This is a genomic window from Leisingera coralii, from assembly GCF_049056525.1.
GTDB lineage: Bacteria > Pseudomonadota > Alphaproteobacteria > Rhodobacterales > Rhodobacteraceae > Leisingera > Leisingera coralii.
Genome location: NZ_JBHUPT010000031.1, coordinates 1 through 23,737, shown reverse-complemented (window position 1 = coordinate 23,737; position 23,737 = coordinate 1). Strand labels below are relative to the sequence as shown.

18 protein-coding genes are annotated in these 23,737 nt (G+C 65.6%); 8 read left to right on the top strand and 10 right to left on the bottom strand.

From position 1 onward, the window contains the following. Positions 1-338 precede the first annotated feature (338 nt). The 4 genes from speB to ACFMBG_RS12260 are packed head-to-tail and all read right to left on the bottom strand — an operon-like array spanning position 339 to position 4,293. Positions 339-1,304, bottom strand: coding sequence for an agmatinase (gene speB / locus ACFMBG_RS12275; RefSeq protein WP_421054991.1), 966 nt, complete (start codon positions 1,302-1,304; stop codon positions 339-341). Positions 1,305-1,322: 18 nt separating this feature from the next. Beyond that, positions 1,323-2,603 carry a TRAP transporter large permease gene (locus ACFMBG_RS12270; protein WP_366660991.1) on the bottom strand — a complete coding sequence of 427 codons (1,281 nt, stop codon included), beginning with the start codon at positions 2,601-2,603 and terminating at the stop codon, positions 1,323-1,325. Beyond that, complete coding sequence (locus tag ACFMBG_RS12265; protein ID WP_421054990.1) at positions 2,600-3,223, bottom strand: TRAP transporter small permease; 624 nt, start codon at positions 3,221-3,223, stop codon at positions 2,600-2,602. The genes ACFMBG_RS12270 and ACFMBG_RS12265 overlap by 4 nt, the downstream gene beginning before the upstream one ends. A gap of 53 nt (positions 3,224-3,276) precedes the next feature. Next, entirely contained in the window at positions 3,277-4,293 is a 1,017-nt protein-coding gene (locus tag ACFMBG_RS12260) for a TRAP transporter substrate-binding protein (RefSeq protein WP_421054989.1), read from the bottom strand. A gap of 141 nt (positions 4,294-4,434) precedes the next feature. Between ACFMBG_RS12260 and ACFMBG_RS12255 the strand changes: the two genes are divergently transcribed. The 4 genes from ACFMBG_RS12255 to ACFMBG_RS12240 all read left to right on the top strand — a co-directional run bounded on the left by ACFMBG_RS12255 (position 4,435) and on the right by ACFMBG_RS12240 (position 10,219). Beyond that, entirely contained in the window at positions 4,435-5,340 is a 906-nt protein-coding gene (locus ACFMBG_RS12255) for a LysR family transcriptional regulator (RefSeq protein ID WP_421054988.1), read from the top strand. Between the two features lie 279 nt (positions 5,341-5,619). Continuing rightward, positions 5,620-7,128: an FMN-binding glutamate synthase family protein gene (locus ACFMBG_RS12250; RefSeq protein WP_421054987.1), complete on the top strand. Its 1,509-nt coding sequence runs from the start codon at positions 5,620-5,622 to the stop codon at positions 7,126-7,128. A 35-nt stretch (positions 7,129-7,163) separates the two neighbouring features. Then, positions 7,164-8,837, top strand: coding sequence for an acetolactate synthase large subunit (locus tag ACFMBG_RS12245; RefSeq protein WP_421054986.1), 1,674 nt, complete (start codon positions 7,164-7,166; stop codon positions 8,835-8,837). After that, positions 8,834-10,219, top strand: a complete 1,386-nt coding sequence (locus ACFMBG_RS12240; RefSeq protein WP_421054985.1) for an aldehyde dehydrogenase family protein — start codon at positions 8,834-8,836, stop codon at positions 10,217-10,219. Before ACFMBG_RS12245 ends, ACFMBG_RS12240 begins: the two co-directional genes overlap by 4 nt. Before the next feature lie 64 nt (positions 10,220-10,283). On the opposite strand, the gene ACFMBG_RS12235 is transcribed toward ACFMBG_RS12240, so the two are convergent. The 4 genes from ACFMBG_RS12235 to ACFMBG_RS12220 form a co-directional block, all read right to left on the bottom strand. Next, positions 10,284-11,975 carry a BCCT family transporter gene (locus ACFMBG_RS12235; protein ID WP_421054984.1) on the bottom strand — a complete coding sequence of 564 codons (1,692 nt, stop codon included), beginning with the start codon at positions 11,973-11,975 and terminating at the stop codon, positions 10,284-10,286. A 183-nt stretch (positions 11,976-12,158) separates the two neighbouring features. After that, positions 12,159-13,580: a carnitine 3-dehydrogenase gene (locus tag ACFMBG_RS12230; RefSeq protein WP_421054983.1), complete on the bottom strand. Its 1,422-nt coding sequence runs from the start codon at positions 13,578-13,580 to the stop codon at positions 12,159-12,161. A 150-nt stretch (positions 13,581-13,730) separates the two neighbouring features. Then, the gene (gene bcoG, locus ACFMBG_RS12225) at positions 13,731-14,648 is read right to left on the bottom strand and encodes a 3-dehydrocarnitine:acetyl-CoA trimethylamine transferase BcoG (protein ID WP_421054982.1); all 918 of its coding nucleotides are present in this window, start codon (positions 14,646-14,648) and stop codon (positions 13,731-13,733) included. A gap of 18 nt (positions 14,649-14,666) precedes the next feature. Continuing rightward, positions 14,667-16,613, bottom strand: a complete 1,947-nt coding sequence (locus ACFMBG_RS12220; protein WP_421054981.1) for an acetoacetate--CoA ligase — start codon at positions 16,611-16,613, stop codon at positions 14,667-14,669. 138 nt (positions 16,614-16,751) lie between these two features. Between ACFMBG_RS12220 and ACFMBG_RS12215 the strand changes: the two genes are divergently transcribed. After that, the gene (locus tag ACFMBG_RS12215; RefSeq protein WP_421054980.1) at positions 16,752-17,717 is read left to right on the top strand and encodes a GlxA family transcriptional regulator; all 966 of its coding nucleotides are present in this window, start codon (positions 16,752-16,754) and stop codon (positions 17,715-17,717) included. Between the two features lie 123 nt (positions 17,718-17,840). Here ACFMBG_RS12215 and ACFMBG_RS12210 read toward each other — a convergent pair whose 3' ends face one another. Continuing rightward, entirely contained in the window at positions 17,841-18,731 is an 891-nt protein-coding gene (locus tag ACFMBG_RS12210) for an AraC family transcriptional regulator N-terminal domain-containing protein (RefSeq protein WP_421054979.1), read from the bottom strand. Positions 18,732-18,931: 200 nt separating this feature from the next. Between ACFMBG_RS12210 and ACFMBG_RS12205 the strand changes: the two genes are divergently transcribed. Genes ACFMBG_RS12205 through ACFMBG_RS12195 form a run of 3 tightly spaced genes read left to right on the top strand, consistent with a single transcriptional unit; the run spans position 18,932 to position 22,447 of the window. After that, positions 18,932-19,771, top strand: a complete 840-nt coding sequence (locus ACFMBG_RS12205) for an SDR family NAD(P)-dependent oxidoreductase (RefSeq protein ID WP_421054978.1) — start codon at positions 18,932-18,934, stop codon at positions 19,769-19,771. Between the two features lie 35 nt (positions 19,772-19,806). Continuing rightward, positions 19,807-20,268: a (2Fe-2S)-binding protein gene (locus ACFMBG_RS12200; protein ID WP_421054977.1), complete on the top strand. Its 462-nt coding sequence runs from the start codon at positions 19,807-19,809 to the stop codon at positions 20,266-20,268. 1 nt (position 20,269) lies between these two features. Further along, a complete protein-coding gene (locus ACFMBG_RS12195; protein ID WP_421054976.1) occupies positions 20,270-22,447 on the top strand; it encodes a xanthine dehydrogenase family protein molybdopterin-binding subunit in 2,178 nt (725 codons plus the stop codon). Between the two features lie 73 nt (positions 22,448-22,520). Here the strand turns inward: ACFMBG_RS12195 and ACFMBG_RS12190 are convergent, their stop codons facing one another. Further along, positions 22,521-23,423, bottom strand: coding sequence for a complex I NDUFA9 subunit family protein (locus tag ACFMBG_RS12190; RefSeq protein WP_421054975.1), 903 nt, complete (start codon positions 23,421-23,423; stop codon positions 22,521-22,523). Between the last annotated feature and the right edge of the window lie 314 nt (positions 23,424-23,737).

Below are 23,737 nucleotides of genomic sequence, written 5' to 3'. Positions count from 1 at the left end.
CGACTTTACCGCGGCAGCAGCAGAAGCCAAGACCGCCGAAAGCCCGCATCTCCCCGGCTGATCTTGCGCCAGCCCTTGGGATGAGCCTACGCAGGCTTGGATTATTATTTCAAGCATAAAATATATAGGGCAATATTGTTGCCCTATTTGTCCGCAGAGCGATCAGATGCGGCAACGGAGGATGCGAGGGGCCGGCCCCTCGCGCTCCCCGGGGTATTTTTGGCAAGAAGAAAGGGCCGAGGCCGGATCTTCGGAAAAGTGCCTGGCACGCCAATGGGAGAAGGCGTGCCAGGCGATCCGCTGCCCTGGCCGCGGCCGGGGCATGCGGGAGGAGGCGCTTATCCCTTGTTGTGGAAGATGAAGCCGATGAAGTTCAGCAACAGCTGCGCGGCCAGGATCTGGGTGCTCTCAGCGGGATCATAGGCCGGGGCAACCTCCACCAGGTCGATCCCCACCACATCACCGCGCTTGGACAGCCCCTGCAGGATCTCCAGCACGTCATAATACTGGAAGCCGCCGTGGCTGGGGGTGCCGGTGCCGGGCGCAATCGAGGGGCAGAAGGCGTCGATGTCGATGGTCACGTAATAGCGCGCGCCCTCGGGGATGCGCTCCAGCACGGCGTCCGTGCCCAGCTTGCGCACCTGGCGCACCGACAGGATATCCGAGCCGCGCTCGCGGGCGTCGATGTAGCCTTCCTTGGCGGTGGAGGAGACGTTGCGGATGCCCAGCTGGGTCATGCCGGAGACGTAATCCTTCTCGATCGCGCGGCGCATCGGGTTGCCGTGGCCGTCGGTGACGCCCTTGCGCTCGTCGACGAAGTCGAGATGCGCGTCGATCTGGATCACATGGATCGGGCCGTTCTTTTCGCAGTCCTCTGCATAGGCGTTGATGCAGGGGATGTTGATCGAATGGTCGCCGCCGATGGTGACCGGCAGCGCGCCCGCGTCCAGGATCTTCTTCACGCCGTATTCGATATTGGCGTGGCTCTCCTCGGTCTTGGTGTGGATGATGTCGGCATCGCCCAGATCGACGATCCGCACGTCCGCGCCCAGATAGGTGGCGTCGTCCTCGTGATCATAGGCGCCGGCATGGCCGAAGCTGAACAGCGTCGAGGCCTCGCGCACCGCCCGCGGGCCAAACCGCGCGCCGGAGCGGAACTGGCAGCCGAAGTCAAACGGCGCGCCCAGGATCGCAACATCGGCGTCGATATTGTCCCAATCCTCGACATAGGGCTTCTTGCCGAAGGTGGCGATGCCGACAAAGGGCAGGTTCAGGCGGCCGGATTCGTAACCGTGTGCAGACATGTTGATTCTCCGTTTTTCTTAACGATAGGCCAGTTCCGGCAGGAACAGGGCGATTTGCGGGAAGGCGACCAGCAGGCCGGTCACGAGCAAGAGGATGACGAGGAAGGGCGGCACGCCCCGCACCACCTCGACAAAGGGGCGGCGGAACACCGCGATGGCGGTGAACAGGTTGCAGCCAAAGGGCGGGGTTGCGGCACCGATGGCCACCTGCAGGGTGATCAGCACACCGACCAGCACGGGATCGAGGCCGGCGGCTTTGATCATCGGCGCAAAGATCGGCACCAGGATCAGGATCACCACAATCGAGTCGACGAACATGCAGCCGAGGAAGAAGGCGAGGTTCACCGCCACCAGCACCATCAGCGGCCCGGCCTCATCCAGCCCCAGCGAGGCGATGATCTGCTGCGGCACCTGGGCAAAGCTCAGCGTCCAGCTGAAGGCCGCGCCCGCCGCGATCAGGATGAACACCACCGAGGTGATCGCGCCGGTCGACAGCGCAATATCCCAGAGGTCGCGCAGTTTTACGGAACGGAAGATCAGCACCTCCAGCACCGCTGCGTAAAGCACGCAGATCGCGGCCGCCTCGGTCGGCGAGAACACCCCGCCGTAGATGCCGCCCACGATGATCGCCGGGAAGCCCATCGGCCACAGCGCCCGGCGCATGGCGGTGAAACGCTGGCCCCAGCCCTCGCGCGGCAGCACGGGGATGTCGTGGCGGTAGGCATAGACCATGCAATAGGCCGAGAACAGGACCACGATCAGCAGCCCCGGCACGATGCCCGCGATGAACAGCTGAGAGATCGAGGTGCCGGAGACCACGCCATAGATGATCATGCCGATGGACGGCGGGATCAGATAGGCCAGGTCCGCGGCATTCACGATCAGGCCGATGGCAAAGCTGTCCTTGTAGCCGGATTTCAGCATCCGCGGCCGCATCGCACCGCCAATCGCCACCACGGTCGCCTGGGTCGAGCCGCAGACCGCGCCGAACAGCGCACAGGCCGAGGTCACGGAAATTGCAAGGCCGCCCTTGATATGGCCCATGAAGCTCATGACCACGTCGATCAGCCGGTTGGCGGAATGGCCGCGGGTGATGATATCGGCGGCCAGGATGAACATCGGCACCGCAATCAGCGCCGCAGGCTTCACCCCGCCGATCATCTGCTGGATCAGGATCTGCAGGCTCATGTCCGGGAAGTAGACGAGGAAGCCCAGCACCGCAGCCGAGATCAGCGGCATCTTCATCGGGAACCCTGACAGCAAGAGCAGGATCATCACGGCAAGCATCAGTTCGGTCATGGTTTTTCCCCTTTCCCGGTGTCTGCGGCGCCAGCCTCTTCATAGCGCTGGATCGCGGCGGCGGTTTCCGGGTCTTCGTAGCTGTCCGCCTCCAGGTAGGAGACATAGATTTCCGCCTCCGCGAAATTCAGGTTGCGCAGCGCAGTCAGCAGGTACTGCAGCGCGGTCAGCGCCAGCCCGATCACCACCCAGACATAGGTGAGGTACAGCGGCAGCTGCAGCGCCGGCGTAATGCGGCCGCGGCTGGCGACCTTCTGCACGTACTCCAGCGCGTACCAGGCCAGCAGGCCCATCATCACCGCAGTGGTGGCAGCGATCACCACCATCAACCCCTTGCGCATCTTCACCGGCAGCGCGTCATAGACCGCCGACATGCGGATATGGATGCCCTTGCGGGTGGCATAGCCCAGCCCCATGAAGGTGACGATGACAATCAGGAACTCGTTCAGCTCCTCGGAGAAATAGATCGACTGGTTGAACACGTAGCGGCCAAAGACATTGGCGATGGTGTTGCCGGCCATCAGGATGATCCCCCAGCCCAGGATCCAGACTTCGGCACGCCCGATGGCGCCATCAATCTTGCCCAGAAGGCCGAAGGGAGCGGGTTTGGCATGTAGCATGATATCCTCCCTTGGATTGGCCCCGCGCAAAGCGCGCAGGGCCGGAAGCGGGCTCAGCTGCCCGCCAGCTCCGCCTGCAGCGCGTCCAGCAGTTCCTGGCCGCGGGCGCCTGCGGTCTCGACATAGGCCGCCGCGGTATCGCCCGAGCGGGCACGGAAGGCGTCACGCTCTTCCTCGGTCAGCACCACCAGGCCGATGTCCGGCTTGGCGTCCTTGATCACGTCCAGACGCTGCTGGTTGAAGTCGGTGACCACACCGTCGATGTAGCCGGTCATGCCCGCCATGGTGTCGCGCACCAGCTGCTGCCGGTCTGGGCTCAGGGTGGCAAACCAGTCGGAGCCTGCGACCACGGTGGTCACCAGTTCCTGCTCGCCGGCCCAGATCAGATGGCTGGTGACCTCATAGAACTTCATCTCCTCGATGGTCGGGATCGGGTTCACCTGGCCGTCCACCGCACCCAGCTGAAGCGCGCCGAACACCTCGCCGAACGGCAGCGGGGTCGGGCTGGCGCCCATGTTCTTGTAGGTCTCCAGCAGGATCGGCGACACCATCACCCGCATCTTGAAGTTCTCGAAGTCCTCCGGCGTGCGGATCTCGCGATTCGTGGTCCAGACCTGCGGGCCTTCGGAATACATCGTCATGATTTCCAGGCCGCGCTTCTGGAAGTCCTCATTCAGCGGGCCATAGATGGTCTCCGAACCGCTCAGAATGTCCGAGACCGCCGCCGGGTCGGAGGGCAGCAGGTAGGGCAGCAGGAACACCTGGCTTTCCGGCACGATGGTGCCCAGGTTGCCGATCGAGACATTGGTCAGCTGGATGACGCCATCGGCGGCCTGCTCCACCGTCTCGGTCGGGGTGCCCAGCGTGCCCATCGGATAGACGGTCACGGTCACATCGCCATCGGTCGCCGCCTCGATGCGCTTTTTGAACTCCTGCGCATAGGCGTCCATGATCGAGCCCGGAATCTCCTCGATCGCGAATTTCCAGTCCTCGGCAAAGACGGCGGCGGGCGCCAGGCTCAGCAGCGCCGCCGCGGCGGTGGTTTTCAGGTGTTTCAAGCTAAGGGCCATGCGGGTCTCCTCCCAGTTGGCATGGTTAACGGGTCGGAAGACACCTCAGCATGGGCCGAAGCATGAAAAAATATCACATTGCTAATCTTCACATTTGCAAATTTCATGTAATGGCCGCCGCACCGCAGGGAGGACCGCGCCATGAAACTGCTGCGCAACACGCTGCTGGAGACCTTTGTCACCGTCGTCGAATGCGGCGGGTTTTCCGATGCGCAATATGCGCTTGGCATCACCCAGTCGGCGATCAGCATCCGCATCCGCGACCTGGAAACCTCGCTCGGCTACCGGGTGTGCGAGCGCGGCCGCGGCGGCTTCCGCCTGACCGAACGCGGCGAGATCGCCTATGAAAAGGCCCGCGATATCCTGCGCAGCGCCCGCGACTTCGACGCCGAACTGCTGGAGCTGCGCGATGCCGTCACCGGCGACCTGCGCATCGGCGTGGTGGACGCGGTCAGCAGCCTGCCCGGCCTCAACCTGACCCGCGCCTTGCGGAATTTCCTCGCCCGTCCCAACGAGGTGCGGCTGGAAATCGTCGTCGCCTCGCCCGCCGATCTGACCCAGCAGCTGATCACCGGCGCGCTGCACGCGGCCATCGCGCCGTTCCGCAACCAGGTCGCCGACCTGGCCTATGAGGAACTGTGCAGCGAGGAACACCGGCTCTACTGCGGCCAGGGCCACCCGCTGTTCACCCTGCCGCAGCAGCAGGTCACCCCGCAGGAGATCGCCCGGCACCCGCTCTGCCAGCGTTCCTATGACATGCTGGTCTCCCCCGATCTCGGCAGCCCCGACCCGCAGGCGGTGGTCGCCAACATGGAGGCGATGGCGATGCTGATCGAAACCGGCCAGTACCTAGGCCCGCTGCCGGTGCATTATGCCGAAAACTGGGTGCGCGCAGGCCGGTTCCGCGAGCTCACCCACCCGCAACTGCGCTGGCACTCCGCGTTTTCCCTCGCCACCCGGCGCAGCCAGGTCCACCGGCGCGCGGTAGAGCTGTTCGTCCAGGACGTCCGCACCGCCTGCCAGCACCAGCCCGCGCCGCCCGCCTGAACCGCCTCGGGCTGGACAAGTTTCGCCCCGCTGGCGCAGTATCGCGGACAGGAGCCGCGCCCGCGCCGCGGGGCGGAACCAAACCGGCCTGCCGCCCGTTATTCCCCGGGCACAGCAGTCCGGCGGGCCCGCGGCCCCCGCCCTGCCTCCGGCGCGGCTCCTGAGGAAGTGATCCGCCCGTGAATGCATTCGCCGAGGCCAATGCGCATTCTGTAACGGCACAAGCCAGGCGTGCGGAGCCAACCGCGCCGCCAAGCCCCTGAAGGAGCGACGGAGACCATGTCCCAGATATCCAGCACCGTCCTGGCGCTGCTCGAATTCCTGTCCTTCACCTTCATCCTGGTTGTCGGCGCGGGCCTCTTGTGGCTGGTCGTGCTCTATATCCGCGACAAGACCCAGACCGAAAGCACCCTGCGCCGCAACTACCCGGTGATCGCCCGTTTCCGCTACTTCTTCGAGCATCTGGGCGAATTCTTCCGGCAGTATTTCTTCGCCCTCGACCGCGAGGAGATGCCCTTCAACCGCGCCGAACGCTCCTGGGTCTACCGCGCCGCCAAGAATGTGGACTCAACCATCGCCTTCGGCTCCACCCGCGACCTGCGGCGGCCCGGCACCGTCTATTTCGCCAATTGCCCCTTCCCGTCGCTGGCGCAGGACGCCTCGCCGCCTGCCGCCCTCACCATCGGCCCTTATGCGCGCCACCCCTACACGACGGACTCGATCTTCAACATCTCCGGCATGAGCTATGGCGCCATTTCGGTCCCCGCAGTGCGGGCGCTGTCGGCTGGCGCCAAGAAGGCCGGCATCTGGCTCAACACCGGCGAGGGCGGCCTGTCGCCCTACCACCTGGAGGGCGGCTGCGACCTCGTTTTCCAGATCGGCACCGGCAAGTTCGGCGTGCGCAAGCCCGAAGGCGGCTTTGACGAGGACAAGCTGCGCGCGGTGGCGGCCCATGAAACCGTCCGCATGTTCGAGCTGAAACTCAGCCAGGGCGCCAAGCCCGGCAAGGGCGGCATCCTGCCCGGCGCCAAGGTGACACAGGAAATCGCCGAAATCCGCGGCCTCACCCCCGGCGAGGATGCAATCAGCCCCAACCGCCACCCTGAAATCGACTGCGTCGGCGACCTGCTGGACATGATCGCCTATGTCCGCGAGGTGACCGGCAAGCCGGTGGGCTTCAAGGCGGTGCTCGGTGCCTATGGCTTTATCGAGGGGCTGTGTCAGGAAATCCTCTCCCGCGGCATCGATAGCGCCCCGGACTTCATCACCATCGACAGCGCCGACGGCGGCACCGGCGCCGCCCCGATGAGCCTGATCGACAACATGGGGATGCCGCTGCGCGAAAGCCTGCCGCTGGCGGTGGATGTCCTCACCCGCTACGGGCTGCGCGGCCGCATCAAGGTCTGCGCCAGCGGCAAGCTGGTCAACCCGTCAGAGGCCGCCTGGGCATTCTGCGCCGGGGCCGATTTCGTCAACTCCGCCCGCGGCTTCATGTTTGCGCTCGGCTGCATCCAGGCCCTGCAGTGCAACAAGAACACCTGCCCCACCGGCATCACCACCCACGACCGCAAGCTGCAGTTCGGCCTCGACCCGGTCAGCAAATCCGAACGCGTCGCCTATTACGCGAAGAACATGAAGAAAGAGGTCGGCATCATCGCCCACAGCTGCGGCGTGGCAGAGCCGCGGCTGCTGAAACGCTACCACGCGCGCATCGTGCTGGATAACGGCCGCTCCGTCTCGATGGATGAGCTCTATCCCACGCCGGAGCAGCAGCACGCCGCGCAATAACCCGCCCCCAAGCCCCCCAGCCAACAGGAGCCCCCATGCCAGACACCCAATCCGCAACCCCAGCTCCGTCCAAAGCCTCCGACCTGCTCACCGCCGCACTTGAGACCGAAGGCGTCGAATACGTCTTTGCCGTCCCGGGCGAGGAAAACCTCGACCTGCTGGAATCCCTGCGCACCTCCAGCATCGAGCTGGTGCTGACCCGGCACGAGCAGGGCGCCGCCTTCATGGCCGCCACCTATGGCCGCCTGACCGGCAAGGCGGGCGTCTGCATGGCCACGCTCGGCCCCGGCGCCACCAATTTCGCAACCCCCGCCGCCTATGCCCATCTGGGGGCCATGCCGCTGATCATGATCACCGGCCAGAAGCCGATCAAGAAATCGAAACAGGGCCGCTTCCAGATCATCGACGTGGTCAACCTGTTCGACCCGATCTGCAAGATGTCCAAGCAGATCGTGCACGGAAACACCATCCCCGCACTGATCCGCGAGGCCTTCCGCACCGCCGAGGAGGAACGCCCCGGCGCCGTGCTGCTGGAACTGCCGGAGGATATCGCGGCGGAGGAAACCGATACTTCCGTCCTGCAGCCCCACCCGCGCCATTACGCGGTGGCCGGCGATGAGGTGCTGAACGAGGCGGCGGAGATGATCCGCAATGCCAGGATGCCGCTGCTGCTGCTGGGAGCTGGCGCCAACCGCCGCAAGGCCCGCTCCGCGCTCTGTGATTTCACCGACCTGATCCAGATCCCCTTCTTCAACACCCAGATGGGCAAGGGCGTGGTCGACGAACGCTCCGGCCTGTTCCTGGGCACCGCCGCGCTGTCGGATGGCGACTATCTGCACTGCGCCATCGAACGCGCCGACCTGATCATCAACGTCGGCCACGACGTGGTCGAAAAACCGCCCTTCTTCATGGAGGAAGGCGGCACCAAGGTGATCCATGTGAACTACAAGGCAGCGCAGGTCGACCAGGTCTATTTCCCGCAGCTGGAGGTGGTCGGCGACCTGGCCCAATCCATCACCCGGCTGGGCAAGATCCTCGGCGGGCCGCTGGACTTCGACCGCGGCTATTTCCAGCGCGTCAAGCAGGAGACCGACGGCCATATCTCCGAAGGCGCCGATGACGCGCGCTTCCCGGTGATCCCGCAGCGGCTGGTCGCCGACACCCGCAAGGTGATGGGGGAATGCGATATCATCGCGCTGGACAATGGCATCTACAAGCTCTGGTACGCCCGCAACTACAAGGCCTACCAGCCGAACACCGTTCTCTTGGACAACGCGCTGGCGACCATGGGCGCGGGGCTGCCCTCGGCGATGATGGCGGCCAAGCTGCACCCGGACCGCCGGGTCATGGCGATCTGCGGCGACGGCGGCTTTATGATGAACAGCCAGGAGCTGGAAACCGCTGTCCGCCTCGGCCTCAACCTGGTGGTCACCGTGCTGAACGACAGCGCCTATGGCATGATCCGCTGGAAACAGGCGCACGCCGGGTTCGGGGACTGGGGGCTGGAGTTCAACAACCCCGATTTTGTCCAGTACGCAAACAGCTACGGCGCCACCGGCCACCGGATAGAACGCACCGAAGACCTGTTGCCCACCTTTGAAAAAGCCTTTGACGCAGGCGGCGTGCATCTGATTGATGTGCCGGTGGACTACAGCGAAAACCAGCGGGTCCTGATCGAGGAACTGGCGGACAAGGTGTGCCTGATATGACCAATACCATAGACGTCGTGAACCCCTTCAGCCTGGAGCGTATCGGCACGGTCGAAACCAGCGATTGGGATCAAATCGACGCCATGCTGGACACCGCGCACGGGCTGTTCCGCCAGCGCGATGGGTGGCTGCCGGCCTACCAGCGTATCGCCATCCTCAAGAAAACCGCCCGGCTGATGGAGGACCGCTTTGACGAGCTGGCCCTCTTGATCGCCAGCGAGGGCGGCAAGCCGCTGGTCGACGCCAAGGTCGAGGTCAAGCGCGCCATCGACGGGGTCGGGCTCTGCGTGCATGAGATCGGCCAGATGACCGGCAGGGAAATCCCGATGGACCTGACCGAGGCCGGATCGGGCCGCATCGCCTTCACCCAGCGGGAGCCGATCGGCGTGGTGGTCGCGGCCAGCGCCTTCAACCACCCGCTGAACCTGATCGTGCATCAGGTCGCCCCTGCCGTCGCCACCGGCTGCCCGGTGATCGTCAAGCCCGCGCAGGACACACCGCTGTCGTGCCAGGCCTTTGTCGCCATGCTGCACGAGGCCGGGCTGCCGCAGGACTGGTGCCGCGATGTGGTCTGCTCCAACGCGGTGGCGGAGAAGATGATCACCGACCCGCGCGTCGGCTTCTTCTCCTTCATCGGCTCCGCCCGCGTCGGCTGGATGCTGCGCTCCAAGCTCGCCCCCGGCACCCGCTGCGCCCTGGAACACGGCGGCGCCGCGTCGGTGATCGTGGCCGAGGATGCAGAGATCGACGCGATGATCCCGCTGCTGGCCAAGGGCGGCTTCTACCACTCCGGCCAGGTCTGTGTCTCGGTGCAGCGCGTCTTTGCCCCCGCCGCCAAGGCCGAGGAGATCGCGCAGAAACTGGCCGGGGCGGCACAGGCATTGAAGGTCGGCGACGCCACCGACCCAACCGTCGATTGCGGCCCGCTGATCCGCCCGGGCGAGGTCGACCGGGTCGAGGACTGGGTGAACGAGGCGCTGGACGGCGGCGCCAGACTGCTGGCGGGCGGCAAGCGCCTGGGCGAGACCACCTATGCCCCCACCGTGCTGCTGGACCCGCCCGCGGATGCCCGCGTCTCGCAGCAGGAGATCTTCGGCCCGGTGATCTGCGTCTACAGCACCGACAGCATCCCGCAGGCCATCGGGACCGCCAACAGCCTGCCCTATGCCTTCCAGGCCGCTGTTTTCACCCAAAGCCTGGACACCGCCATGCAGGCAGTGCGCCAGCTCGATGCCACCGCGGTCATGGTCAACGACCACACCGCCTTCCGGGTCGACTGGATGCCCTTCGCCGGCCGCCGCCAGTCCGGCTACAACACCGGCGGCATCGGCTACACCATGCATGACATGACCCAGGACAAGATGGCGGTGATCAAGCTCTGACAAAATGCCAGCGCCGGGCCCGTAACAGGCCCGGCGTATTTTCATTTCAAGGCTTTGGCCCGCCTCAGGCGTGCAGATCCTGCGTGATCCGGGTGCCGTCCGGCGCGGCACCGGCTTCGGCAATCGGCGCCGCGGAGGGATCGGTCTTCAGCGACCTGTAAAGCCCCAGCGCCATTCCGATGATCACAAAGGAAATCGGGAAGGCCGCCGCGATGGATGCCGTCTGCAGGGCGCCAAGCCCGCCCGCCATCAGCAGCACAATCGCAGTGGCGCCAATGCCCGCGCCCCAGATGATGCGGAACTTCTTCGGCGGGTTGTCGTCACCCATCGACAGCATGGTGGTGATCACCAGCGTGCCGGAATCGGCCGAGGTCACGAACCACGAGAACAACAGCAGCGTCGCCAGCGCCGACAGCGGCCAGGCCGTCCAGCTCAGATCACCTAGCCAGGAGGTGGCACCCAGGTTGCCGATGGTTCCGTACAGCGCCGCAGGCAGATCCCAGTTGCGCACGGTGGCAATCACCCCCGCGCCGCCTTCAGCCGCCGGACCGGTGCCCATGTTCAGCTCCTGCCAGATCGCGTTGCCGCCGAACATGCACAGCCAGAAGAACGCAATTGCGGTCGGCACAAACAGCACCCCGATCATGAACTCCCGGATGGTGCGCCCGCGCGAGATGCGGGCGATGAACATGCCCACCATCGGCGCCCATGCAATCCACCAGCCCCAGTAGAATATCGTCCAGCCGCCCTGCCAGGCGATGTTTTCCTCGGAGCTTGCGGTCCAGAAACCCATCGGGATGAAGTTCCAGATGTAGTCGCCCAGCGTGGTCACATAGAACCCCAGCAGCCATTTCAGCGGCCCGATCACCACAAAGGCCATCAGCAGGAACATCGACAGCCAGATGTTCCATTCGGAAATCACCCGGATGCCCTTGCCCACGCCCGACACGGTAGAGGCGGTGGCAATGATGGTCACGATTACGATCAGCACAATTTTCAGCGTCAGCGTGGCTTCCAGCCCGAACAGCACATTGAGGCCGGTCGCCATCTGGCTGGTGCCCAGCCCCAGCGAGGTCGCAATGCCAAAGACCGAGCCGAACACCGCCAGCAGGTCGACGCAATGCCCCCAGGGGCCATAGATCCGCTCACCGATCAGCGGATACAGCGCCGAGCGCATGGTCAGCGGCAGCTTCTTGCGGAAGCCGAAATAGGCCAGGCACAGGCCGACGATCACATACAAGGCCCAGCCGTGGAACCCCCAGTGGAAATAGGTCACCCGCATCGCGTCGATGGCGCGCTGCATGTCCATGTCCGAATGGCCCGCCAGCTCTGCGTGCGGGTTGTTCGGGTAGCCCCAGACCGCCGAGTTGTCGAAGTAGAAGATCGGCTCGGCCACGCCAAAGAACAGGATGCCGATGCCGATGCCCGCAGAGAACAGCATCGCAAACCAGCTGAAGTTGCTGAATTCCGGGCGCGCGTCATCATCGCCCAGCCGCAGGCTGCCGAACTTCGAGAACATCAGGAAGAAGCAGAAGAACATGATCCCGGCCAGAACCGAGATGTAATACCAGCTCAGGCCGCCTTCGATCCAGCCGCGGATGGACTTGTACAGCCCGCCCGCGAACTCGACGTTCAGAACCGTGAAAATCACGAAGGCGGCAATCATCGCCTTTGACGCTATGCCCATCCCCGGGTGAAGACCGGTAAAGAAACCGGACTTCGCCACCAGGTGGCTGTTGGAATTGCTCTCAGACATGTGGTCCTCCCTTGACCCTCTACCAACGCCCCCGGAATCCTCCGCCGCGGGGGCTGCCCGGCTGCCCGGGCTGAAAATCTCCGGCCGTCCCCTGCGGCCTCAGTTCAAGAATGCGGGCCGGATCGGGGAGGATGCCCGGCCCGCAAAGGAAAACCGGCAGCCCGCACGCCGCCGGTTCCCAAGTCATCCCCGCTGGCCGACGTGGCGCCCGGCGCCCTCCGGCAGCGGCAGCCCGGCATGGGCGGCGGCAAAGGATGCCAGCTTGTCCGCCACCTCCGGCGACGGCAGCGAGGTGCCGCGCGCGTTCAGGTCCATGTGCAGCAGCAGCGTTTCCACGGTCGCCGCCAGCTTGCCCTCGGGGCCGTGCAGGCGGTGGAACAGATGCATCTTTTTGCCTTCGCCTTTCAGAACCTGGGTGGTCACGGTCAGCGCATCGCCCTCGTGCAGCTCATCCAGGAAGCGCACGTGGTTCTCGACCGTGAAATAGCTGCCGCCCGCGGCGATGTACTCCGCATCCGCGCCGATCATCTCCATGAACCGGTCGGTCGCCTGGGCCGAGGCCTCGGTGTAATGCGCCTCGTTCATGTGGCCGTTGTAGTCGGTCCAGCTCTGCGGCACCGGGCGGCTGACGGTCACCGGCAGCTCCACCGCGTCCGGCACGGGCAGCGTTGCCTCATGGGTGTTGATGACCCCGCCAGCGCCGCTGCCGGATTTCTTCAGCGCCCGCATCATACCGACTAGGTTGTCATCCCGCAGCCGCTCCAGCGCGCGGATCGGCATATGGCCGGACTGCGCATCCGACTGGCCCGCGATCAGGTCCACCAGCTCCTCGGTGAACTCCGGCACATCCATCAGCTTGGTCCAGGGCCATTCCAGCGCCGGGCCGAACTGCGCCATGAAATGCTTCATGCCCGCTTCGCCGCCGGCAATCCGGTAGGTCTCGAACAGGCCCATCTGCGCCCACCTGAGGCCAAAGCCCATGCGGATCGACTCATCCAGCTCCTCGGTGGTGCAGATGCCGTCCTTGATCAGCCAAAGCCCCTCGCGCCAGACCGCTTCCAGCAGGCGGTCGGCGATATGGGCGTCGATCTCCTTGCGCACGGTCAACGGGTACATGCCCACCGACCGCAGGATGTCAGAGGCCTGCGCACAGGTCTCCGCATCGCCCACCAGCTCGACCAGCGGCAGCAGGTAAACCGGGTTGAACGGATGCGCCACCACGGCGCGGGCACCCTCGGCGTTCAGCTCCGACGGCTTGAAGCCCGAGGTCGAGGAGCCGATCACCGCGCTTGCCGGCGCATGCGCCTGGATCTGCGCGTGGATCTTGTGTTTCAGATCCAGCCGCTCCGGCACGCTCTCCTGGATCCAGGATGCCTCCGCCACGGCCTCTGCCATATCCGCGTGGAAGGTCAGTTCACCTTCGGCCGGCAGCGCCTTGTCATAAAGCGACGGCAAGGAGCGGCGGGCATTGGCCAGCACCTCGCCGATCTTGCGTTCCGCTTCCGGGTCCGGGTCGAACACCCGCACATTCCAGCCGTTGAGCAGGAACCGCGCGGCCCAGCCGCCGCCGATAACTCCGCCGCCGATGATTGCTGCTGTTTTCATTTGATGTCCTTTTCAAAACGCCCGGCTCTTCTTCTGGCCGCAAATATCCTGGGGGTTTGGGGGCTAGCCCCCAATCTTCCCTCTTTGCCGCAGCGCGGCGGTGCACAGGGGGTGTACAGGCGGTGCACGCAGGACACCCCCCTGCCCCGCTTACTTCGCCACCGGCGCGCGCTTGGTCAGGCCCAGCTTTTCGCGGACCGCCTCCGGGCCGATGATCTTGGCACCCATACCCTCGATCACGCCGACCGCACGCTCCACCAGCTGCGCGTTGGTGGCCAGCACGCCCTTGTCCAGGAACAGGTTGTCCTCCAGCCCGACGCGCACGTTGCCGCCCGCCAGCACCGACTGCGCCGCATAGGGCATCTGGTCCCGGCCCAAGCTGAACGCCGAGAAGGTCCAGTCGTCCGGCACGTTATTGACCATCGCCATGAAGGTGTTGAGGTCGTTCGGCGCGCCCCACGGCACCCCCATGCACAGCTGCACCAGTGCGTTCGGCTCCAGAATTCCCTCTTTTACCAACTGCTTGGCAAACCACAGGTGGCCGGTGTCAAACGCCTCGATCTCCGGCTTCACGCCCAGGTCGGTCATCATCTGACCCATCGCCCGCAGCATGCCGGGGGTGTTGGTCATCACGTAATCGGCCTCGGCAAAGTTCATGGTGCCGCAGTCCAGGGTGCAGATTTCCGGCAGGCATTCGGCGATGTGCGCCATACGCTCGGTCGCGCCGATCATGTCGGTCGCCGCCTCGTTGACAGGGAACGGCGCCTCGGTCGAGCCGAACACGATATCGCCACCCATGCCGGCGGTCAGGTTCAGCACCACGTCCACCTCGGAGTCGCGGATCCGGTCGGTAAGCTCCCGGTAATACTCAAGTTTCCGGGACGGCGCACCGGTTTCCGGGTCGCGCACATGGCAGTGAACCACCGCCGCGCCAGCCTTGGCTGCCTCGATCGCAGCATCAGCAATCTGCTTGGGCGAGCGCGGCACATGGGGGGATTTGTCCTGGGTGCCGCCAGAGCCGGTCACGGCAGCGGTGATGAAGACTTCACGGTTCATGGTCAGGGGCATAGTCTCGCTCCTTTGGGGTTAAGCTTGCAATTCAGGGTGATCCGCAAACAGCTCCAGCGCCTGCGGGTTGGCGAGGCCGGAGAGGTTGCGGACAGGGTGTTTGTTCACCACATCGCGCACCGCCAGCTCGGCGGTCTTGCCGGATTTTGTGCGCGGGATGTCAGCGACGGCGATGATCTTGGCGGGCACATGCCGCGGCGAGGCATTCCTGCGGATTTCCGTTTTGATCCGGGCGGTTAGCGCGTCGTCCAGCACGGCGCCCTCCTCGGGAACCACAAACAGAACCACCCGCACGTCGTTGTCGAAACTCTGGCCGACCACCACCGCGTCAGCGACCTCATCGATCTTGTCGAGCTGACGGTAGATCTCCGCGGTGCCGATCCGCACGCCGCCGGGGTTCAGCGTCGCGTCCGAACGCCCCAGCACCACGTAGCCGCCATGCTCCGTGCGGATGGTGAAATCACCCTGCCGCCAGATGTTCGGATAGGTCTCATAGTAGCTGGCGCGGTAGCGGGCATTGCCGGGGTCGTTCAGGAACCGGGTCGGCATCGACGGATGCGCGTTGCGGCAAACGAGTTCGCCAGCAACACCCTCGACCGGTTCGCCCTGGTCGTTGAGGGTTGCCACGTCCAGCCCCAGCATCGGCGCCTGGATCTCACCCTGATGCACCGGCAGCAGCGGGCAGCCGCCGATGAAACAGCCTAGGATATCGGTGCCGCCGCAGATCGAGGCCAGCTGCACATCCGCCTTCCAATCGGCATAGACATGGGCAAAGCCCTCCGGCGACAGCGGCGACCCGGTGGACAGAACCACCCGCAAAGCGCCCAGATCGTGGCTTTCCACCGGCCGGTTCCGGCGCTTTTGCGAGGCGTCTATGTATTTGGCGGAAATACCAAAATGCGTAACCTTCTCGGCCTCCGCCAGGTCGAACAGGCGGCGGATGCCGGGGTACATCGGGTTGCCGTCAAACAGCACGATCACAGCCTCGGAGGCCAGCGCCGCAACCTGCCAGTTCCACATCATCCAGTTGCAGGTGGTGTAATAGAACATCCGGTCGCCCGGGCGCAGGTCGCAGTGCAGCTGCTGCTCCACCAGCATCCGCAGCAGGGTGCCGCCGCCGGAATGCTCGATGCACTTGGGCTTGCCCGTGGTGCCGGAGGAGAACATCACATAGAGCGGGTCGCGAAAGCCCATGAGACGGCAGTCCAGGGCCGGGGCGTCCGCCTGCTTGAAAGCTTCATAAGCGGTCATGCCCGCGGGCAAATCCGCGGCATCACCCGCATAGGGCCAGACCACGATCTGCTGGATCGACGGCACGCGGGCGGCGACCTCGGCAATGGCGGCGCGGGTCTCAAACGTCTTGCCGTTGTAGAAATAGCCGTCGGCGGCAAACATCAGCTTGGGCTCGATCTGGCCAAACCGGTCGACCACCACATCCGGCCCGCTCTCCGGCGCGCAGGAGGACCAGACCGCGCCCAGCGAGGCGGTGGCCAGCATCGCCGCCACGGTCTGCGGCATGTTCGGCACATAGCCCGCGACGTGATCGCCCGCTTCGATCCCGGCCTCCCGCAGGGCGGCTGCAAGCATTTCAACCTCGCGCTTCAGCTCAGCGCGGGTCCAGACCATGCGGCGGCCATCCTCGCCAATGAAAACAATGGCTTCGCGCCCGTCGGCGTTCTTCAGGAAGGTTTCGGCGACGTTCAGCCGCGCCTCGGGGAAAAAGCGCACCTGCATCGGGTCGGCATCCGCCAGCAGCGGCACCGCGCCCTTGTCCCCCTCCAGCCCGCAAAAGTCCCAGGCCAGCGGCCAGAACTCCTCCGGCCGGGCAACCGACCAGGCGTGCAGATCTGCGTAACTGTCCAGATCGGTTCCGGCAGCGGCAGAGGCCAGCGCCATGAAATCGGACAGCAGAGGTTTGCGGCGCGCCGAAAGATCCGGCTGCCAGAGAAGAGGAGCGGTGGTCATGGAAGTCTCAGTGTCTAGAGAGCGGTCTTAGAGGTCGTCTGCGAGTCGGTTCGGATCGGGTCAAAAGACTTGACTTGCAGCGTGATTAGCGCAGGAAATGACGTTACGTTTATACAGTTTCGGTCAAATACTATACAGATGCCGTCAAAACCGCCGCCGATATTCGAATTCCTGCTGTTCGACGGGTTTTCCAACATGGTGCTGGCCAGCGCCATGGAGCCGCTGCGCGACGTGCGGATGAACTCCGGCCAGGACGTCGCGGGCTGGCGGGTCAGCACCCTTGACGGCGCGCCGGTGACCAGCTCCAGCGGCTTGCAGATCACCCCGGACGGGGCGTTCGGCGAGGATCAGGGCAACCGCACCCTGGTGCTGGTTGCGGGCTACCACGTGCGCGGGCAGGTGACGCCCGCGCTGCTGACCCGGCTGCGGGGCGCGGTGCGGCGGGCGGAGCGGGTGCTGGCGCTGGATACCGCCGCCTGGCTGCTGGCCGCCGCGGGGGTGCTGGACGGCCATACCGCGACGATCCACTGGCAGGAGCTGGAGGCCTTCACCGAGACGTTCCCCAAGGTCGAGGTCTCCACCGCGCGGTTTGTTCGCTCCGGACCGTTCCTCACCTGCGGCGGCGCCAGCACTGCGCTCGACATGATGCTGAGCCTCATTCAGGACCTCTATGGCTCGGCGGCCGCCTTTGGCGCCTCCACCATGTTTGTCTATGACCCGTCGCGCCAGTCAGAGCTGAACCGCGGCGCCGCGCGGCTGGAGCAGAAGGGCTCGCCCAAGGTGCTGAAGGCGGCGAACCTGATGGCGGAAACCATCGAAACCCCGCTGAGCACCGCCGCGCTGGCCAAGCGGGTATCGCTGTCGGAGCGCACCCTGGCGCGGGCGTTCCAGCGGGAACTGGGGATGACGCCGGGCAAATACTACAAGATGCTGCGGCTTCAGCATGCGCGCTACTTGTCTGAGGAAACCCACCTGAGCCTGGAGCAGATCGCGCTCAGGTGCGGGTTTTCCTCGGCGTCTTCGCTGGGGCGGTCCTACAGCGGGCTTTTTGGCCGGACCATCCGCGAGGCGCGGGGGCAGGAACGGCCTTGGGTGAAGTCCTGAATCAGTTAAAGGGAAAGCTGAGGGCAGCGTTGGCCCGCGGGGTGGCGCAGTCGCGCCGCCCCATGGGGGCGGGCCGGCGCGGCCCGGCCTGCGGCCGGGCGGGACAGTATTATATTAGGGAGTTTAAGACGCTACCGCCGGTGCCGGCTTCTCGTCCCGCGGCGGGATACCGAACTTTCGGGCGTATTCCCGGCTGAACTGGGTCGGGCTTTCATAGCCCACGTCATAGGCCGCCGAGGCCACCGATTTGCCGCCGCTCATCAGCAGGCGGCGCGCCTCCAGCAGGCGCAGCTCCTTTTGGTATTGCAGCGGCGTGGTCGAGGTGAGCGACTTGAAATGCTCGTGAAAGGTCGACTGGCTCATCCCCGCCGCGGCGGCCAGCTCCGCCACTGCTATCGGCGCCTTATAGCCGGTGCGGATCAGCGCAATGGCCTTGGAAATCCGGCTGGCCGGGCTTTCGTGCAGCAGCAGCTGCCGCAGCATCCCGCCATGCTGGGCCCGCAGCAGGCGGAAATGGATCTCCTTCAGCACCAAGGGCGCCAGCGCCTGCACCTCGACCGGATCCTGCGACAGCCGGAACAGCCGCGCCATCGCATCGGTCAGCGCCGCGTCGCTGTCCGCCACGCTCATCGAATGCGTGCCCCGCTGCTGCCCCTCCGCCGCGCCGATCTCATCATAAAGGCTGCGCGCGGTGGCCAAGTCCAGCCGCAGCGCCAGCGAGACATAGGGCTTTTCGGGTGAAGCGTCGATCACCCCGGCCGTGACCGGCAGCGCGTGGCTGACGATCAGCGACATGCCCGCACCATAGCGGATCACCCGGTCCTCCAAGTGCGCCTCCTTGGCGCCCTGCAGCACCAGGCACATGACCGGCTCATAGACCATCGCCTGAAACGCGGTCGGGTTCTCGCGGCAAAAGGCAAACAGCCCGTCCACCCCGGTTTCGCACCCGTCTTCCGGCGCGCCTTTACTGCGGACAAAGGCGGCAACGTCGTCGATCAGATCCTGCGGCACCATGGGCGGTCCTCCTCTTCGCCCTGAATATAGGCGGACGGCGGCGGCGAAAGAACCGCAATTCCCGGCGCTCCGGAGGATCAGGCAGATCATCCGGAGGATCAGGCAAGGCGATCCGCCCGGTGCGCCCTACCTTTGCTGCAACCAAGTCAGCCGGGGCCAATGCAAGCCCTGGCGGCACAACGCTTCCGGGAGGACATCTCATGTACAATGACGCACTTGCAGCAGGCGGCCTGGCGGTGGTGACCGGCGGTGCCAGCGGGGTTGGCTTTGCGGCAGCCGAACGGTTTGCCCAGGCCGGGCTGGGGGTGGTGCTGGCCGACCTGCCGGGCGAGGCGCTGGATCAGGCGGCTGAGAAGCTGCGCAGCCAGGTGAAGGCCGGCGCGCCGGTGCTGACGGTTGCAACCGACGTCAGCAAGCCGCAGGACCTCGCAGCCCTGGCCGACGCTGCCTTCGGCGCGGGCGAGGTGGCGGTGCTGATGAACAACGCAGGCATTGCCCGCCCCTCCGGCAGCTGGGAAGAACCGGACGCCTGGCGGGCGATGATCGAGGTGAACCTGTTCGGCGTGCTGAACGGGGTGCAGGCGTTCCTGCCCCGGATGATCGCCGCCGCGCGCCCTGCGGTAGTGGTCAACACCGGCTCTAAACAGGGCATCACCACGCCGCCGGGCAATCCGGGCTACAATGTCTCCAAGGCCGGTGTGAAAGTGCTGACCGAGATGCTGGCCCATGACCTGCGCCAGGCCGAGGCGCCGGTCACCGCGCATCTGTTTGTGCCCGGCTTTACCTATACCGGCATGATCGCCCGCCACATTCCGGAGAAGCCGGCGTCTGCCTGGACCTCAGAGCAGACCGTCGATCACCTGCTGACCCGCATGGCGGCGGGCGATTTCTATATCCTCTGCCCGGACAATGACGTCACACCCGAACGCGACCGCCGCCGGGTCACCTGGGCCCTGGGCGACATCCTGGAAAACCGCCCGGCCCTGTCGCGCTGGCATCCCGATTACGCCGATGCCTTTGCAGACTTCGAAAAATCCTGAACCTGACATTCCAGCCAAGGGGAGGCCCCATAGCCATGGCAATTTCATTGAAACTCAACGGCCAGACGCATCAGGTCGAGGCCGAGCCCGGAACCCCGCTGTTGTGGGTGATCCGGGATGAACTGAAACTGACCGGCACCAAGTTCGGCTGCGGCGTCGCTGCCTGCGGCGCCTGCACCGTGCATCTGGACGGGGAGCCTGTGCGCTCCTGCCAGACCTATGTCGAGGACGCCGAGGGCGCCGAGATCACCACCATCGAAGGCTTGAACTCCAAGGTGTCCAAGGCCGTGCAGGACGCCTGGATGGAGCTGGACGTGGTGCAATGCGGCTACTGCCAGTCGGGCCAGATCATGTCTGCCGTGGGGCTGCTGAGCGAAAACCCCAAGCCAACGGTGGAAGAGATCGACGACTACATGAACGGCAACGCCTGCCGCTGTGCCACCTACCAGCGCATCCGCGCCGCGATCCAGCGCGCATCCGAAATGATGGAGGCCTGATATGACCCTCAACACCTCCCGCCGCGGCTTCCTCAAATCCGCTGCCGCCGCCGCTGCCGTCCTGTATGTCGGCGTCCGTCCGAACGGCGCCCTTGCAGCCGGCGCCGCACCGGCACAGCTGAACCCGTTTGTGAAGATCAGCGCCGACGGCACTGTCACCGCTATCGTCAAGCACTTCGAGAAAGGCCAGGGCCCGGCCACCGGCCTTACCACCCTGATCGCCGAGGAGCTGGGCGTCTCGATGGAGGACATCCAGTACGAATTCGCCCCTTCCGACCCCTCGCGCTATGCCAACCTGGCCTTCGGCCAGTTCCAGGGCACCGGCGGCTCTACCGCGATGGCCAATTCCTTCCTGCAGTACCGCCAGGCCGGGGCCGCCGCGCGTGAAATGCTGATCAAGGCGGCGGCTGAGGCCTGGGGCGCAGACGCCAGCGCGCTGAGCATAGAGAACGGCACGATCAAAGGTGCAGGCCAGGAGGCTCCGATTGCGGAGTTCGTGGGTGCCGCCGCCCAGATGGAAGCCCCGGCAGAGCCGCGGCTGAAGGACCCCAGCGAGTTCCGCCTGATCGGCAACGCTTCGGTCAAGCGCAAGGACTCCCTGCCCAAGACCAATGGCACCGCGATGTATGCGATGGACCTGCATCTGCCGAACCAGATGGTTGCCGTCATCATCCGCAGCCCGCGCATGGGCGGGCTGGCCAACGGGTTTGACGACGCCGGCGCCAAGGAAGTCAAAGGCTACATCCGCGCTGCCGTCCTGCCCAACCAGGCGGGTGTCGCGGTCTATGCCGAGGACACCTGGGGCGCGTTCCAGGCCCGCGATGCGATCACCGTGGACTGGGATTTCTCCGCCGCCGAAAGCCGCAGCTCGGACCAGATCCGCGAGGAGCTGCTGGCCGCGGTGAACAGTGACCCGGAGTACAATGTGACCGACGCCGATCTTGCCGCCACCGCGGCGCAGATCGAGGGGGCGGCGAAGGTGGTGGAGCAGACCTTCTACTTCCCGCTGCTGGCGCATGCGCCGATGGAGCCGCTCACCTGCACCATCGAGGCCGATGAGGACGGCGGCGTCACCCTGCATGACGGTGCACAGATCCCGACCGGGCCCCACATGGCAATGGCGCAGATCTTCCAGCTGCCGATGGAGAAGATCCGCATCAACACGATGTTTGCCGGCGGCTCCTTCGGCCGCCGCGCCACACCCACCGCGGATTACCAGGTGGAGGCGGCACTGGCCTTTGCCCTGACCGACCGCTCGCGGCCGGTGAAACTGGTCTGGTCGCGCGAGGATGACATCACCGGCGGCTACTACCGTCCGGCGGTGGCGCATAAGGTGCGCGTGGGTCTGGACGCGGATGGCAATATCGCCGGCTGGGACCACCGCATCGCCGCGCAGTCGATCATGAAAGGCACTGCCTTCGAGAGCATGCTCGTGCACAACGGCGTCGATCACAGCTCGGTCGAGGGTGTGGGTGACAGCCCCTACCAGATCCCTGGCCAGCATGTCGGCCTTACCGACGTGGCCAAGGCAACCACGGTTCTGTGGTGGCGCTCGGTCGGTCACACCCACACCGCCTATGTGATGGAGACAATGCTGGACGAGGCTGCCCGCGCCGCGGGCCGCGACCCGGTCGAATTCCGCCTTGCCCTGCTGGAGGGCGGCGGCGCCGATCAGCAGCGCCTGGCAGGGGTGCTGAAACTGACCGCCGAGAAGGGCGGCTGGGGCAGCGCGCCGGAGGGCCGCAGCCAGGGCATCGCCGTCCACAAGAGCTTTGGCAGCTATGTGGCCGAGCTGGTGGAGATCTCCGGCAATGCCGATGACGGCGTGAAGATCGAGAAGGTCACTTGCGCGGTGGATTGCGGCATCGCGGTCAATCCGGACGTGATCAAGGCGCAGATGGAAGGCGGCATCGGCTATGGCCTGGGCCATGCCATGCGCAACGAGATCACCCTGACCGAAGGCGAAGTCGACCAGTTCAACTTCCCCGATTACGAACCGCTGCGGATCGGCGACATCGGCGCCATTGAGGTGCATATCGTGCCCTCCGCCGAGATGCCCACCGGCGTAGGCGAGCCCGGCACCCCGCCCTCGGCCCCGGCGCTGGCGAATGCCATCGCGGTTACTGGCCCGCGGGTGACGGCGCTGCCGATGAACCTGAACGGGGTCAGCTTCGCCTGACCCCTCCCCGCACCAGGCACAAAGCCCGGTGCGGGGAATTCCGTTTGAAAAAAGAGATTTGCCGCCCCGCCGCTCAGACCAGCCCCATGGCGATGGCGGAATGCGGGGTGATCCCGAGATCGGCAAATCCCGCCATTGTCTCCCCCACGGTATTGTCCTGCTGCATCAATGCGATCTGCGCCTGGGTCACCGGCGGCTGCGGCAGCAGCGACAGCGGTGCCGCGCCGGCGCGCCACAGCGCAAAGGGCACCGGCAGCAACAGCCGCCTGCGGCCGGAGCGGGCGGCCAGCCGCCGCAGGATTTCCCGGTAGGTGAACACATCCGGCCCGCCCAGTTCAAACACCTTGCGCGGCACGCGGGCGCCATCCAGGATCCGGCAGATGGCTTCGGCCACATCGCCCGCCCAGACCGGCTGCAGCCGCGTGCGCCCGTTGCCGAACAGCGGGATCACCGGCAGGTGATCGACGATCTTCTGCAGGTCGCCGAAGAAAGCACCGCTGCGGCTGAACATCACGCTGGGCCGCAGGATGATGGCGCCGGGGCAGACGCTGCGCACCGCGGCCTCGCCCTCGGCGCGGGCGCGCACATAGGCCGACGGCGAGTGCAGGCTGGCGCCGATCCCGGAGATGTGCACCAGACGCTGCACGCCGCTCTCGCGGGCCAGCCGGGCAATCCGGCGGGCGGCATCGGTATGCACATCCTGAAAGCTCTGCTGGCCGGTCTCGGCATAGAATCCGATGCAATTGACCACGGCCGAGGCGCCCTCCAGCGCCCGGACCAGCGAGTCCGGATCGGCCAGGTCCATCCCCACCAGCCGGACCCCGCGGTCCCAGCTGCTGCGATAGGAGGCAGCGGCGTCCGGAGACCGGGTCCCGGCGCTGACAGGGCAGCCGCGGTCCTGCAGACGGCGCACCACCCGCTGGCCGAGAAACCCGGTGCCGCCAAGCACAATCACATTCCGGACGCTGGTCTTCATGGCGAATTGCCCCGCGTTAGCCCGTGCAACTGACGCGGACCGGAACCGGCCGCGTCCCGCCACAGGCCAGCCCGAACGGCGCAAACGCCCGGGCGGAACAACCCATAGCTGCGCCACCACATAGCGCAGCGGGCCGCCGAGGCCACCGCCAGCATGAATTGCGGCCCGGCTGCCCTCTAACGCCCTCTAAAGACAGGATCCTTCATTCATCTGGCTGAAAATATCCTCGGGGGAGCGCGAGGGGGCAGACAGCCCCCTCGCTTCCGCGGTCACTTCTTGAGATTGGTCCAAATCTGGTCGTAAACCGCCTGGGT